This window comes from Massilia suwonensis (assembly GCF_042655665.1).
Lineage (GTDB): Bacteria > Pseudomonadota > Gammaproteobacteria > Burkholderiales > Burkholderiaceae_D > Telluria > Telluria suwonensis.
This window is the reverse complement of sequence record NZ_JBHSMR010000014.1, coordinates 1-12,788: the sequence shown is the minus strand read 5'-3', so window position 1 is coordinate 12,788 and position 12,788 is coordinate 1. Positions and strand designations below refer to the sequence as shown.

The window sequence follows — 12,788 nt, the reverse complement described above, 5'->3', positions numbered from 1 at the left end:
ACCTCTACTCAATTTGGAAGTTGCTCACGCGGTGCAGACTTACCCAGCTTCTGACGCAGCTCTGCGATGCTCAACCAGTATTTCTGTGCGTGGACGGCACGATGACAGCTGGCGCATAGCAAAACAAGGTCTTTAGCGCTCGTCTTATCACCAGGCTTCAGGGTGTGAATCGGCTTCGTATGGTGAACGTCAACGAGGCTGTCTGCCAGGCTACCGTACTTGTCAGCGAAGTCGTCATCGCAACCAGCGCAGTCAAGCTTACCGTGCAGCTTGCGGTACTTCTTCTTGAAGTCTGCGGCAAGCTTTCGATTGCGTTCACGGAATCGGTGCATGCGAGTTAGAACTCGTCCCTCCTCACAATCCTCGATCTCGACCTCGTCGTCCTCATGGATGCCAGTCTCTCCTACATCGTGATCAACCGCGGCCGTAATCTGCGCAACCAAGCTGTCCAGGTAGTCGAGTTTGTCCGCGTAGAGCTTCCAGACAACCAACTCATCTTTGTTTCTCTTGCTAAGGCCTACCTTGCCAGCACTCGTATACAGTGGATCGAGGCTCCTGAAGTTCATCAGTTTCATGGAGACGCCCGTCGGGTTCCTGTAGGTATCGGTGGTCTTAGAATGTTTTGACATCCTCCCCAGCAGTTCAGACAGTTCGATAACCTTTGCACTTGTTTTGCCAGGTGGAGACTTCCGATTGTGGAGATACAGATGCAGCGCAAGCATCAGCTCGTCGCGGTTCCAGATAGGGTTCTTCGTGCTCTTAGCCTTCGGTGCTGTGTCTGTTGCAAGCGCGCCGCGAACTTTGAAGCCAAGCTTTTGCAGCACTGGAACGCAATAGTTGACTCCGCCCGAATGTTCACGTGGCCTCATTGCAGCGCCAAATTGCTTCCCGTACGCAACGCCAGCAATCGCCTTTGAGTCGTACTCTCGTCCCTTGTACATCAACGCATAGGTCCGCGCGTACCTGTAGCCATACTTGGCGAGGAACTGCTCCCGCCCGAGTTCATCGCATTCCGCGATCGCTGCTTTAACCGCGTCGCGTGAAGTCAAATCGTTGATGTTTTTTGCCATGGCGAACGTGGGAAGAGCGTGGAGATTGCCAAACTATAACTGTTTCCAAGACCGCCGATCAACTATCAATAAGCGATTTTCCCCCAACCAACAATCTGTCATTCTTGTTTGGCACGCAGCCGCCGAGACCGGCATACTCTGACAACAACTCCTATGGATCGTAAATGAATCTAGCGGCAACCGACCAATCGCTTGGCGAGTTGAATGACTTATCAAGCATCGAGCTACAGCCGTTACCCGTCGAAGTGAAAGTACCTGTCGCGGTAAGCTGCATCAAGCCTGAACAGTTGCCCGCAAAGCCCGACTACGAGAGCCTAAAAGACAACGACAACACTCCAGATGGAACCGTTGTGCTGCACATCACACGAGACTTCGCAAAGAGTCTACCGTATCAGCAACGATTGGAAGCAATCGTCGATGTTTGCAAATGATGTATGATCGATCTATGATCACAGCCGAAGGAACTTAGTTTATGTCCCGTGATAGAACGACGCCGCCTCGCAGTCTGATTGATTTCCTCGACATCGCGCAACGCAACGAGAAACAAGTGCTGATACGACATTCAGAGCTTTTCGAGTTATTGGAGCGTCTAAACCGAAGCTTCGAAAAGATTTTCGCCGTACAGTATTTGGGACCGCAAGTTCCAGGCTTCCTCGTAATGACAGCTTACGGTTATTTTATGTCAGCGGTAAGACTTGCAGTAAGTGGACAAATGCCCCCTGTGTTTCCGTTATTGCGAGCTGGCATAGAGGGGGTACTATTTGCCTTGTTGATGGTTGCTGAGCCGAAGAAAATCGATGTCTGGTTAAAGAGAGGCGACAGCAAGTCATCTAAACAAAAATGTCGGGACGCATTTACAGGAAAGATTGGTCTAAGCGAGTTATCGAAGCGTGACCCGGAGCTGAGTAAAACTTTGGGCGCCTACTACGACTCATCAATCGATTTTGGGGCTCACCCTAACGTGTCTGCAATGCTTCCGCACTTTGGCGTAGAGGACAAAGGTACCCATTGGCTTGCGATGATTCGGACTATCCATTCGAGTGATTCTCAAGCAGTAGTAGACACCTTAGCAAGCACGATTGCAGCAGGCGGATACATGATCGCAGTGATGTCTTATGTGATGACTGGTCACGAGCCGGCAAAACTGGCGTACAACGAGGCTCACGATGTGCTGTCCGAACTGGATGCAATGATGAGGGCGTGGGCGCAGCAGGAGACGCCTGACGGGTCATCACCGTTGCCAGTCTTCACCAAATGATGCTACGGCCGATTGTGAACAACTCTTACCTGTTCACAGTTACAGCAGAGCAATGACGAGCCACGCTGTCAACGCTCACTCAGCTACCCAGTGTCGAACGCCGCCGTTTGACGCAGCCATGACGTCTCTAGTGACGTTTGGAGCATGTTGCAGACCTGGGCAGGCTTGCAGTAAGCTCTACCGAGCAGCAGTTGTTCGTTGAACCGACAAGCTCCAAGCACTCTGTTTGTACACCGTTTGTACATGCTGCCCAACAGCCACGTAGGCTCTTGTTTCTTCTACGCGTTTCCAGACCTCAGCAATACACAGTGTACTCCGCACGTCGCTGATCGACAGCACATGCTCACGTAAGCTCTTGTTTCTTCTACAGGTTTGTACCTATTCACAGGCTTCGCTGCTATTTTTGCGCAAACTGTGAACAGGCTGTGAATTGCCCCCCAATTCCCGACCCGGAAACTGACATCCACTTGTGCGTGGCTGCTGCTTGGTAGGCGAGACCGTCCAGAAACCGGTTAAATGATTACTCCGAAGCAGAGGCCTTTACAGCTTCAGTGAGCCATTTCGGCCCTTGCTTAACTGCCTTGTCCAAATACGCGATAACAATCTCATCGCCATTCTGACTAATGGTTCGAGCGCCGCGCTGCGGGTGCTCAGGTAGATTGGTGTAGCCATTGGTATCGACGCTAAATTCGCCTAAATAGTCGTATTGCACCTTTTCAAAGGTGGCATTCTTATTCAAGCAAACTACCCGACCGGTCGCACGATCGTGCTTGTTGTACGTAATCAAGAGTTGGAAGCGAACAGTGGTGTTCATGTAAGTCGCCTCAACATTGTAGTCGTCTACTTTGGTAATCTCCATTGTTGTAAGCGTTCCAGTCGGGTAGAACTGAGCGATGAAATCCTTAACCTTGAGAAGTGCAGCAAAGTGATTCCGTAAAGCCGCCGCTTGCCGGTCTAGTGCGGCAAGGCGCAGGTAATTTGACTCTTCGAACATGATGGCTCCAATGTGTGGTTACCAGAGACGATACAACTCTCGGTGCATTGATGGCGCGAAAGATTTCGTTCCATCAATGCGTGCATGTTGAGATCAAAATTCTAATTTCAATAGCGACCGTCAGTAATTTTTTTGGGGTGAAGAGAGAAGGCAAAACTGAAGTTGTGCAGGAAGCTTCTTAGTAGGTGGCATCAATCAAAAAGTGTAGCACTACTGTCAGGACAGGAAGTCTCCAGTCAGGTTTGCTAGCCGTACTAGCGACTGTTGGGCACTGGCGTAAGCCTTGTTGAATTCTTCGAATGCTTGCTGCCGCTTCTTTTTCTCAAGCTTCCCAGAGCTTCTTAAAATCCAAAACTCGTAAAAGAATTCCGTCTCTCCGGCCGGCCCCATACCCATGTTTAAATTTGCGTCGGTTGCATGGTGCGCGTATGCGTTTCTCAAGTCCAACACTCGATGCAGAGCGTCTTTTTCAAGCTTAAAATTCAGCTCTTGTGCGATAGCCATCACAACCTTGGCCTTGGCGCCGAGTGTCATTACTGAACTGTCGAGAACAATGTTCCACATGAAGGGCCGAGCGTCGCGTCGAGGCGAGCAGTACGAGAAGATGATGCGCGTCATCAATTTTTCGATGTTCGCGCTACGATCAATAACAACTACCAAGTCGGGCGTTGGTGGCGGGTCTGGAAGGTGGAGGGCGTCGTTAATTTCCATTGACTTTTCAGTTAAGTTACTATGCGAGCGAGCGCTGACTAGCAGTAGGTAACATTAAGGGAAACCATTAAAAAGGGATTGGCATGTCGGGTAACTTCGGTTCTCGCGTTATCTGTTCACGTTCCTCAGGATTTAGTGCGGGAAGCTGTACAGCCTTAACTAACACATCAGGGAAGTCGATAACATCTTTCCATAAGCGTTCGATTTCTTCCTCATTGTCCCCTTCCTCCTCTCTCAGAACGTTCACTTGGAGCGCGTGACTAAAGGCGAGACAAAATGCGACTCTGACTTCTGGTTCCAGATACAAGCAATTTTCGTAGTACCAAGTCCTGCAATCGTAATACGCCCGTACAATCTTTGAATTATCAGCTGATGCGAGCATGACCTTTCGCCACAGTGGCAACGTTGCTTGGTGGGCTTGCAGACGCTTGTCCATCGCGGCCATGCGCAACTGTTGCTTACCCTTCATTTCTTCTACCATGACGTTGTACTGATGCTCAACGCCTTTCACGAGATGAGTGATTGCCTGGATGTCTTCCTTAGTTGCTAGATTCTCACCTTTCTTGTTCAGGTAGCTGCTAAGCCATCGAGTACAGATCAGATAGACGATTCCGCCAGAGATAAGCCCACCAAAGCCGAACGAAAATAACACTTGCCACAACCAATTTGCTTCAATCATCCATTTTCCTTTTAACCAGGTGCGTCAAATAGAGTGGGGGTCGCCGCCACTTCTTCATCAATGCGCGCGATAAGTCCAACGCAACTCCTGATCAACGCGTCTATGCTTGATTTGTCAATGCCTGTGGGCTTACCGTTTTTGTCTACGCCATTACGGTGGACGCAATCATGACGCAAGAGTACTGCTTTGAAGAGCCAGGGTATGTCGCCCAAATCAATGCCCAGCACATCCTTATACATTGGCTTGATCTTCTTGAGGTCGTGGAAAATTAGATCTTGTAAGTAGCGTGCTACCTCTAACTGCAAGCCTTCCCATCGAGAGAAAATCTCTTTCAGCGAAAACTGTCGCTTTGCAAGTTCTGGGTCCGTCTCCACAAGTTTTCGCATAAGGTCGTTGGAATTAACTACCTTGTGGATGAAGACACCGGATAGATAAGCTTCGACACCAGTTACGACCTGCGCGTGCATCATGTTATACAGTGTCGACATGTTGGGGATTCTAACCTCAGCATTTAAGAGCGCCACAACATCAGTCATAACCGTCTGAAAAGTATCGAGTTGCTTCGTCGACCGGATCACCCAAGCCAACTCGCGCTCAGATTCGTCAAGTTGTTGCTCTAGATACCTGATCGCTGAGTCAAGTTGTTCTATGTCGTCTCCCTCTACCGTATCCCATCCAAGATTAAAAGCGCCGTCAACGTCGACATTTAGCTCACCGTCTCTGCGTGAAATGTGAACTTCATAATCCTTGCCGCACCCATCACAGTGCGCTTGGTGGTAATCGTCACGATTGGCAGTGCTCGCTGCAACGTACCAAAGCTCAATACCGAAGTTTTCATCGACAAAGCCGCCGCATGAGCAATCGAAAGTGACGTTGACTAACATGGTTGACCAATAGCGGGAGTTTGAAGAAGACTATTTTCCCGCCTTCTTTGCGATTTTGCAACATCAGACCCTCCACTTCGACGGTGGCTTACCTTGCGCTTCACGCTTCTTGGCAATCCACTTTCTGCGCGACTCTCGCCAACTCTTCCGGTAGCTGCCGTTTTCGCGTCTGCGCCACTCACTCGCTGAGTACGTCAACGCACGAATCCATCGAGGTCTGTCACCGACGCTTGCAAAGTGCAGTGGACTTGCAATCTCGTCCTTCCACCGTTCGATGATCTGCTCAAACGGCAAAGACAAATGGTCCCACTCGCCTGACAGCCAGGCCGCTTCAAACACCGCAAGCAACCGCAGCTCTCTTGCCTTCGCTTCCGCTTCTCGTTCCCAGAATCCTTCGCTGAACAAGTCAACTGGTAAGCCAAGGTCACGCAAACGACGCTTGTTCTCTGCTTGCAGGCTCTTTGGACTGTTCCCTTTCCCTTCCTTCATAAATCCCTCACCGCTTAATAAATAGCTCGTCGCTCCACTACGGAGCAGAGGTATTTACAGTGAGTGAAGAAAATAATAAACCGGCTATTCAGGTCGCGGAAGTCAGCGAAAGCACGTTGACCAAGCTTGCCAGCCGCGATGCCGACATTCGCGAAAGCGGATTGATTGACATCTTTGAACAGCACCTTCCCCAAATCCCCAAGGACTACGTTTTCAAGCCCAAGGAACGCAAGTTCGTTGAGGACGCGCTTAATGTCGCGTTCGATCTGACCGGCGGCGTTCCTCGCTTGATCAAGTACGGCCACGAGAACTACGCCGAGTTCATCAAGCTGTGGGCGCGATTGCTTCCAGAAGCGCAAAAGCAGGAAACCGGGCCAGCAGTTGTTCAGGTCTTCCACAACGTACCGCAGTCACCGCTCGATGTAGGCGACATCGTGGACATGGATGATCTGGACGATGAGTAATCGGGTTCAGACCGTCCATCTGGATTACCAACCCCGCGCAGCCTTCCTACCGTTTCACCAGCGCACTAAGCGCCGTACGGTCATTGTTGCGCATCGCCGCGCAGGCAAGACGTTCAGCGTTATTCAAGACCTGATTGCGCGAGCACTCAACTTCCAGAAGAAGGACCGCAACGGCAAGCTATACAGCCGCCCGCGTTTTGCTTACCTGTGTCCGTGCAAGGGTCAGGCTAAGTTGGTGGCGTGGCAGTACCTGATCGACTTCACGAAGACCATCCCAGGCGTCAAGAAGAACGAGACCGAACTGTGGGTCGAGGTGCCGACCGTTACGGGCGACATGGCACGCATCACCCTCGGCGGTGCGGACAACCCTGACAATTTGCGCGGTTCGTACTATGACGGCGTCGTGCTCGATGAGTACGGTGACATGAAGCCCGACGCATACAGCCTGGTTCTCCGTCCTGCGCTGGCCGACCGCAAAGGCTGGGTCGTGTTCATGGGTACGCCGAAAGGCAAGAACGACTTTTACAAGCGCTGGCAAACGGCACTCGAACAGCCCGACAAGTATTTCGCGATCAAGTTGAAGGCCAGTGAAAGCGGCATCTTGGATGACGCCGAGATCGAGGACATGAAGTCTGAGATGGAGGTCGAGGAATGGCAGCAGGAGCTTGAGTGTTCGTTCGACGCTGCGTTCCGTGGTTCCTTCTACGGCAAGCAAATCGCAGTCGCGGAAAGCCAGTACAAGTTCCGACCGCTGGATTACGACCCAACTGAGAAAGTCAGCCTTGCCATGGACTTAGGCCGCAGCGATGCGGCCGTAATCTGGTTCTGGCAGGTCATCGACGGCGAGATTCGCTTCTTCGACTACTGGGAGCAATCAGGTTACGACGCCGAAGAAGTCTGCGAAATGCTTGCGTTGAAGCCCTACAGCTACGAGACAGTCTGGTTGCCACACGATGCGATGCACCAAACGTTCGCGTCTAAGAAGTCGGTTATGGACACGTTTATCGAGCACGAACTGCCAGCACGCAAAGCTCCTAACCCGGACGCCGGCAATCGCGTCATGCATGGTATTGACGCCGTTCGTAAGTTCCTGCGCCTGTGGCCTTTCGCGATCGACAGCGACCGATGCCATCGAGGTATCGAGGCGTTGAAGAACTACAGCCGCAAGTTCAACCGCGCATCGAGCAGCTTCACCAGCGAAGCCGACCACAACGAATGGTCGCACGGCGCTGACGCGTTCCGCTACGCCGTCCTGTCGATCAAGGACGAAGACCTTGGGCGTTCTGTTGAACGAGCACGCACCAAGCATCGCTCCCAGACGCAGGCAAGGGGACAGATAAATACCAGCCGAAACACATTGGACGAACTGTTTGCAGCGCGTGATCGCGAGCTGATAGCGCGTGCGAGGAACCCGGGTCGAGCTTACGACTGACCCGTTCAATTTTAAGTGCGCCACTAAGAGCGCACGGAGCATACATGATTACCGATAACAACGAGCAGAACGAAGGAGTCGAAAGAGGCGTAAGTGACGACGCGTTTGAGAACACCCCGGCACTCCATCAATTCCAGACGGAAGCCGAACAGGACAAGTGGCAACGAGAACTTGAAGCCAGCCGCAAGGAGCGCAAGAACTGGACGGATGTCGCGGTCAAGGCCTTGAAGCGATACCGCGACGAGCGCAGCGATGCATACAAGGACTCGCGCTTCTACAACATTTACTTCCTGAACACCGAACAGAAGCTGGCCGCTCTGTATGCGCGCACGCCAAAGGCCGACATCAAGCGCCGCTTCGATGACATTCAAGACGACGTTAGCCGTGTCGCGAGTCTGCTCCTGCAACGCAATCTCGACTACGAAATGGACAACGGCAATTTTGAAGGCGAGTTCAAGCAAGTCCTGTTCGACAACGCTGTGCCTGGAATGGGTATTAGCTGGGTTCGACTGGATCAGGACGAACTGCAGCAACCGCAGCCAGACGTACTACACCCGCTTACCGGCGAACTGATGCCGCAAGAACCGCTGACTGTAATCACCGAGCAGGAAGCTTGTACTGACTACGTGGCTTGGGACGACTTCTACTGGTCGCCGTGCAAGGTATGGACCCTGTGCAGTTGGGTTGCGCGCCGCATTCCGATGACCAAGGACGCCATCAAGGCACGCTTCAGCAACACTGCTCCCGCGGACGTCCTGGCCGAACTCTCATACAGCACAAAGCCGGATTCGCAGAGCGCGGGCAAAGCCAAGCTTGCGCCGCAAAACCAGACGGAACCAACCGCCGACATTTACGAAATCTGGGACAAGGAACGCCAGCTTGTCCTCTGGGTGACTGAAACGGCCTCGATCCCGCTCGACGTTCAAGAAGACACGATGGACTTTGAAGGCTTCTTCCCCACCCCAATGCCACCACTGGGTCGCTTCGATACGTCGAACACGCAGCCGATCAGCGATTACCAGCTCGTGAAGGGCAAGTATGAAGAACTGGACAAGCTGAACCAGCGCTGTTCGTCATTGATCGATGCGCTCGGTGTTCGTTACGTCTACGACGCACAAAGCCCAGAGATCAAAGAACTGTACACGACCGTTTCGGAAAATCAGGGCGTGGGTGTGAAGAACTGGGCGAGTTTCATGGGCGAACGCGGCGGACTGCAGGGCAGCATTCAGTTTGCGCCCCTTGACCAGGTTGCGAACACATTCAACATCGCGGCCGCACAGCTTGAACGCATCAAGGCCCAGATTTACGAAGTCGAGGGTATCAGCGACATCATGCGTGGCGAGTCTATGCCGTACGAGACCGCGACAGCAACCGCAGCAAAAAGCCAGCAGTCCGGTGGCCGCTTCGCGTCACGCCAGCATGACGTTGCCAAGTACGTCGAAAAACTGCTGCGACTTAAAGCCCACGTTATCTGCAAGTTCTACCAGCCCGACTTGATCGTTCAGCGTGCGATGCCACTGGCTACGCACGATCAGCAGTTCATCGGCCCTGCCCTGCAACTGCTGAAAGACGAGCAGATGAGCAGCTTCCGCTTGAGCGTAAGCGTAGACAGCCTGCAACTGCCGAACTGGAACACCGAAAAAGCGGAGCGGAGCGAAGCCATTCAAGCGATCACAAAAATGATGAGCGTGATCCTGCCTGGCTTGCAGCAGACGCCAGAACTCGCGCCGTTGGGTCTGGAACTGATTAAGTTGGGCGTCAGCGGATTCAAGGGCGCGCAAGCAATCGAAGGCGTCATCGACAACGGCCTTCAACAGATCATGGAAGCCAAGCAGCACAGCCAAGGCACGCCGAAATTGCCATCGCCTGACCAATTCAAGGCCCAGGCAACCGCACAGAAGGCGCAGCTCGACTACCAAGCCGTGCAGATGCAAGAAAGCACGAAGCTTCAAATCGCGCAGATGCAAGCCCAGGTCAAGCAAGCTGAAATGGCACAACGCCAGCAACAGCAGGAGTTCGACAACCGCTTGAACGCAATGGAAGTGCAGCTTCGTCAAGGCGAACTGGTAACGAACGCCGCGCACCAGAAGGCCATACAGATTCACAACGCGTCAGTCGATCTGATGAACGGCAACCGTCCAGCAGGAGGCCAATAACATGCCGACCTACGTCTCACACTGCCCCTCTTGCGATACGAGCTACGACTACATTCGCAGGATCGCAGACCGCGACCAGACACCTGAGTGCTGTGGCGCCCCAACTATCAAAGGGCTGACCACACCCGCGATTAGCGCGATGGCCTTCACGGGCCACAAAGGCTTCTACATGCCGGACGGTAAAAACGGCGGTCGCGGAAGCTGGATCGAATCTGGCCAGGACTACAAGAAGTACCTGCGCGACAACAACAAGATTCCGAGTAGCGAAGCCGCATCGGAAGCAGCGCTCCAGAGAAAGAACGCCGAAGTCGCAGACAACAAGAAACGACGCGAAGCCGTGATCAAAGCGGTTGAGAAGTTAGCTAAGTAGATGAACCACTGGCTCACACAGTGTGAGCCTTAACACGAGGTAGACACCATGGACGACACCATTAACCACAGCGAAGAGCTGGAAAATGGAACCACGACCAACGTTGCCGAAGTAGCAGAACAAGAAGCCCCTGCAACCGAAGCCGTTGAGTCAACTGCAACCGAAACAAAATCGACGCTGCGCGACGCAGTTTTGAAGGCGTTTGAAAAGACATCAGGCACCGAAGCGGAAGCTGCGCCGGTAGTCGCACCAACGACTGAACCTGCCAAAGAGGTTGACCCTATCACTGGCCGCGAACTGGAGCCGATCCGCGCACCCAGCACAATGACTCCGCTGCTTCGCGAGAAATGGGGCAACGTGCCACGCGAAATGCAAAAGTTCTGGGTTGATCGCGAGCGCAACATGCAGATCAAGATGCAAGACACAGCCGAAGAACGCAAGCTGGCGAAGGAATTCCAGCAAGCCGTTGCGCCATACGAAGCGATGTTCAAGCAGCACAACACGAACGCTGTCGCACACACGAAGGAACTGCTGAACCTCGACCACCAACTGCGTTCAGGTACACCAGCAGAAAAAGCGCAGATCATCCACAGCCTGATCACACATTTCAACCCTGATGTGCAAACGCTAGTCGCGCTCGCTAAGGGTGCGCCAATGCAAGCAGCACAACCGGCCCAACAAGCGCCGAACGTTCAAGAAGTAGTGCGTCAAGAATTCGCAGCTCGCGAAGAAGCGGAGCAAGTCGCCGCTGCTCAACGCGAAATGGCGGCGTTCCAGGCTGATCCAAAGAACGAATTCTTCGATGACCTAAAGCCAATCATGCTGCAAGCGATCCAGGCTGGTTTCATCCCAGATGGTCCGCTTAACGAAGTGTTCCGCAAAGCGTATGACTTCGCTGCCGACCAGCACCAGGAAATAAAACAGATTCTGGCGGGCCGCGCAGCAGCTACCGCACCAGTTCAAGCAGCAACGCAGACCGCGAAGCCAATCCAAAGCGTGAAGCCATCGCTAGCAAGCGGTGGCCGTAGCACGCAATCGCAAGCGAGGCCTAAAAGCCTGCGCGATGCAGTGAACATGGCCTACGACAAGCACACCAAAGACTGAACCACGCATGTCGAAAGCGGGCCGGCCCGCTTTCGGCCATCGGCAAAAACACGGATTTACTGGCTGGTCAGCATACTGGTATCACACGGAGTTAAGGCTTCAAGCAGCTCTGTCATTGCAGAGCTGTGAACGGCCAACGCCCATTCAGATTTGAAGTCCATCGCTAGCGCCATCGCTTTCACGTTCTCAGGCATTGCATACGATTGCTCAACATTCTTACGGTACTCAGCAGCCGCAGCGGCTGAATCTATAGGGGCATCCCACACGCCTTTGTCCTTTAAACATTCGAGCATTTGTGGGCCAACAACCGCTTCACACTTCGCAATGATGTCTAGCAGGTACTTGTCGAAGGCGGGGTACGTTTTCGAGTTTCTTGCCGCTGGCGTGTTTTGAATCTGTGGCGGAGCAAGAAGCATCGGGAATTGACCATCGAAGTGCATAGAAGTCGTGATGTCTAAACCACGGTGAACGACCGCATTACGCAGTTCACGAATGTAAGAGTAATTCGCTGCCCCGTCCTGAAATCCATCAAAAACCAGATGCGAACGTAACCGGTCTTCAAAGTCGTTTGGCTGTAGCGTTTTCGTGTCAGGAAAGAGGTCGACTGCCGCCAGAAGATTCAAAAAGTAGCTGGAATAGTGAACCCTCAAATCCGTAAGACCGGTGCCGGAAAGGGGCAACCGGAATGAGAGCGCAGCGCGAAGTGCTGTCTTCCTTGCGGACATGTACCAAGACAACGAATAAAGCATGTCTCGATTGGCAATGTTTAGCGGCGTCATTGAAGCTCCTACCGAAATGAATAACTGGGGTGATCAAGTTTACCGCACGCCCAAATGTGTTGTCGGGTTAGCTAAATAGAAACAATACAAATCCACGACAGGAGACTTGACCAAATGACCGTTTCGCTTTTCTCCTTGATCGTGGCCCGAGGCGCCGAAGTGCCAGTTGTCGATCCCAGATTGACTTCACACATCGAGTTTGCAACGGGTGTCGATACACAAGGCCAAGGACCAGCAACGCAAGCTGATTCAACTACTGATGCAAGTACTCCGGCAGCGCAACCGGCAGACACGAGCGGCAGCGGAACAACAGATGCGGTAGCACCCGGCAGTGAACCGCCCCGGGTTTTGTAGAGGCTCCATTGTTTGAGAGAATGGAGTCATGAAGAAACAACCCA

The 12,788-nt window shown here is 52.8% G+C and carries 14 protein-coding genes; 7 read left to right on the top strand and 7 right to left on the bottom strand.

Annotated features, from left to right (window positions below; translation table 11 throughout):
• Window positions 1-8 precede the first annotated feature (8 nt).
• The gene (locus ACFPQ5_RS20390) at window positions 9-1,070 is read right to left on the bottom strand and encodes an HNH endonuclease (RefSeq protein ID WP_379760223.1); all 1,062 of its coding nucleotides are present in this window, start codon (window positions 1,068-1,070) and stop codon (window positions 9-11) included.
• Between the two features lie 164 nt (window positions 1,071-1,234).
• On the opposite strand from ACFPQ5_RS20390, the gene ACFPQ5_RS20385 reads away from it, so the two are divergent.
• Both ACFPQ5_RS20385 and ACFPQ5_RS20380 read left to right on the top strand, forming a co-directional pair.
• Window positions 1,235-1,501, top strand: coding sequence for a hypothetical protein (locus tag ACFPQ5_RS20385; RefSeq protein WP_379760221.1), 267 nt, complete (start codon window positions 1,235-1,237; stop codon window positions 1,499-1,501).
• Between the two features lie 41 nt (window positions 1,502-1,542).
• The gene (locus ACFPQ5_RS20380; RefSeq protein ID WP_379760219.1) at window positions 1,543-2,328 is read left to right on the top strand and encodes a hypothetical protein; all 786 of its coding nucleotides are present in this window, start codon (window positions 1,543-1,545) and stop codon (window positions 2,326-2,328) included.
• Window positions 2,329-2,848: 520 nt separating this feature from the next.
• On the opposite strand, the gene ACFPQ5_RS20375 is transcribed toward ACFPQ5_RS20380, so the two are convergent.
• From ACFPQ5_RS20375 to ACFPQ5_RS20355, 5 genes are all read right to left on the bottom strand, one after another.
• Entirely contained in the window at window positions 2,849-3,322 is a 474-nt protein-coding gene (locus tag ACFPQ5_RS20375) for a hypothetical protein (protein ID WP_379760217.1), read from the bottom strand.
• Window positions 3,323-3,538: 216 nt separating this feature from the next.
• A complete protein-coding gene (locus tag ACFPQ5_RS20370) occupies window positions 3,539-4,033 on the bottom strand; it encodes a hypothetical protein (RefSeq protein WP_379760215.1) in 495 nt (164 codons plus the stop codon).
• Window positions 4,034-4,100: 67 nt separating this feature from the next.
• A complete protein-coding gene (locus ACFPQ5_RS20365) occupies window positions 4,101-4,712 on the bottom strand; it encodes a hypothetical protein (protein WP_379760213.1) in 612 nt (203 codons plus the stop codon).
• A gap of 11 nt (window positions 4,713-4,723) precedes the next feature.
• Entirely contained in the window at window positions 4,724-5,596 is an 873-nt protein-coding gene (locus tag ACFPQ5_RS20360; RefSeq protein ID WP_379760211.1) for a hypothetical protein, read from the bottom strand.
• A gap of 63 nt (window positions 5,597-5,659) precedes the next feature.
• Window positions 5,660-6,085 (bottom strand): hypothetical protein, encoded by a 426-nt coding sequence (locus ACFPQ5_RS20355; protein ID WP_379760209.1) that lies wholly within the window; start codon window positions 6,083-6,085, stop codon window positions 5,660-5,662.
• Between the two features lie 59 nt (window positions 6,086-6,144).
• Between ACFPQ5_RS20355 and ACFPQ5_RS20350 the strand changes: the two genes are divergently transcribed.
• The 5 genes from ACFPQ5_RS20350 to ACFPQ5_RS20330 are packed head-to-tail and all read left to right on the top strand — an operon-like array spanning window position 6,145 to window position 11,611.
• Window positions 6,145-6,549, top strand: coding sequence for a hypothetical protein (locus tag ACFPQ5_RS20350; protein WP_379760207.1), 405 nt, complete (start codon window positions 6,145-6,147; stop codon window positions 6,547-6,549).
• Complete coding sequence (locus ACFPQ5_RS20345) at window positions 6,530-7,981, top strand: terminase large subunit domain-containing protein (protein WP_379760205.1); 1,452 nt, start codon at window positions 6,530-6,532, stop codon at window positions 7,979-7,981. The genes ACFPQ5_RS20350 and ACFPQ5_RS20345 overlap by 20 nt, the downstream gene beginning before the upstream one ends.
• Before the next feature lie 44 nt (window positions 7,982-8,025).
• Window positions 8,026-10,137, top strand: coding sequence for a hypothetical protein (locus ACFPQ5_RS20340; RefSeq protein ID WP_379760203.1), 2,112 nt, complete (start codon window positions 8,026-8,028; stop codon window positions 10,135-10,137).
• Between the two features lies 1 nt (window position 10,138).
• On the top strand, window positions 10,139-10,507 hold the full coding sequence (locus ACFPQ5_RS20335) for an FmdB family zinc ribbon protein (protein WP_379760201.1): 369 nt from the start codon (window positions 10,139-10,141) through the stop codon (window positions 10,505-10,507).
• 48 nt (window positions 10,508-10,555) lie between these two features.
• Window positions 10,556-11,611, top strand: coding sequence for a hypothetical protein (locus ACFPQ5_RS20330; RefSeq protein WP_379760199.1), 1,056 nt, complete (start codon window positions 10,556-10,558; stop codon window positions 11,609-11,611).
• Window positions 11,612-11,667: 56 nt separating this feature from the next.
• On the opposite strand, the gene ACFPQ5_RS20325 is transcribed toward ACFPQ5_RS20330, so the two are convergent.
• On the bottom strand, window positions 11,668-12,390 hold the full coding sequence (locus ACFPQ5_RS20325) for a hypothetical protein (protein ID WP_379760197.1): 723 nt from the start codon (window positions 12,388-12,390) through the stop codon (window positions 11,668-11,670).
• Window positions 12,391-12,788: the final 398 nt, after the last annotated feature.

What these genes read in the sequence shown, in the direction of transcription:
- ACFPQ5_RS20390 (WP_379760223.1), bottom strand. Translation starts at nt 1,070, where the DNA reads ATGGCAAAAAACATCAACGATTTGACTTCACGCGACGCGGTTAAAGCA.
- ACFPQ5_RS20385 (WP_379760221.1), top strand. Translation starts at nt 1,235, where the DNA reads ATGAATCTAGCGGCAACCGACCAATCGCTTGGCGAGTTGAATGACTTA.
- ACFPQ5_RS20380 (WP_379760219.1), top strand. Translation starts at nt 1,543, where the DNA reads ATGTCCCGTGATAGAACGACGCCGCCTCGCAGTCTGATTGATTTCCTC.
- ACFPQ5_RS20375 (WP_379760217.1), bottom strand. Translation starts at nt 3,322, where the DNA reads ATGTTCGAAGAGTCAAATTACCTGCGCCTTGCCGCACTAGACCGGCAA.
- ACFPQ5_RS20370 (WP_379760215.1), bottom strand. Translation starts at nt 4,033, where the DNA reads ATGGAAATTAACGACGCCCTCCACCTTCCAGACCCGCCACCAACGCCC.
- ACFPQ5_RS20365 (WP_379760213.1), bottom strand. Translation starts at nt 4,712, where the DNA reads ATGATTGAAGCAAATTGGTTGTGGCAAGTGTTATTTTCGTTCGGCTTT.
- ACFPQ5_RS20360 (WP_379760211.1), bottom strand. Translation starts at nt 5,596, where the DNA reads ATGTTAGTCAACGTCACTTTCGATTGCTCATGCGGCGGCTTTGTCGAT.
- ACFPQ5_RS20355 (WP_379760209.1), bottom strand. Translation starts at nt 6,085, where the DNA reads ATGAAGGAAGGGAAAGGGAACAGTCCAAAGAGCCTGCAAGCAGAGAAC.
- ACFPQ5_RS20345 (WP_379760205.1), top strand. Translation starts at nt 6,530, where the DNA reads ATGATCTGGACGATGAGTAATCGGGTTCAGACCGTCCATCTGGATTAC.
- ACFPQ5_RS20340 (WP_379760203.1), top strand. Translation starts at nt 8,026, where the DNA reads ATGATTACCGATAACAACGAGCAGAACGAAGGAGTCGAAAGAGGCGTA.
- ACFPQ5_RS20335 (WP_379760201.1), top strand. Translation starts at nt 10,139, where the DNA reads ATGCCGACCTACGTCTCACACTGCCCCTCTTGCGATACGAGCTACGAC.
- ACFPQ5_RS20330 (WP_379760199.1), top strand. Translation starts at nt 10,556, where the DNA reads ATGGACGACACCATTAACCACAGCGAAGAGCTGGAAAATGGAACCACG.
- ACFPQ5_RS20325 (WP_379760197.1), bottom strand. Translation starts at nt 12,390, where the DNA reads ATGACGCCGCTAAACATTGCCAATCGAGACATGCTTTATTCGTTGTCT.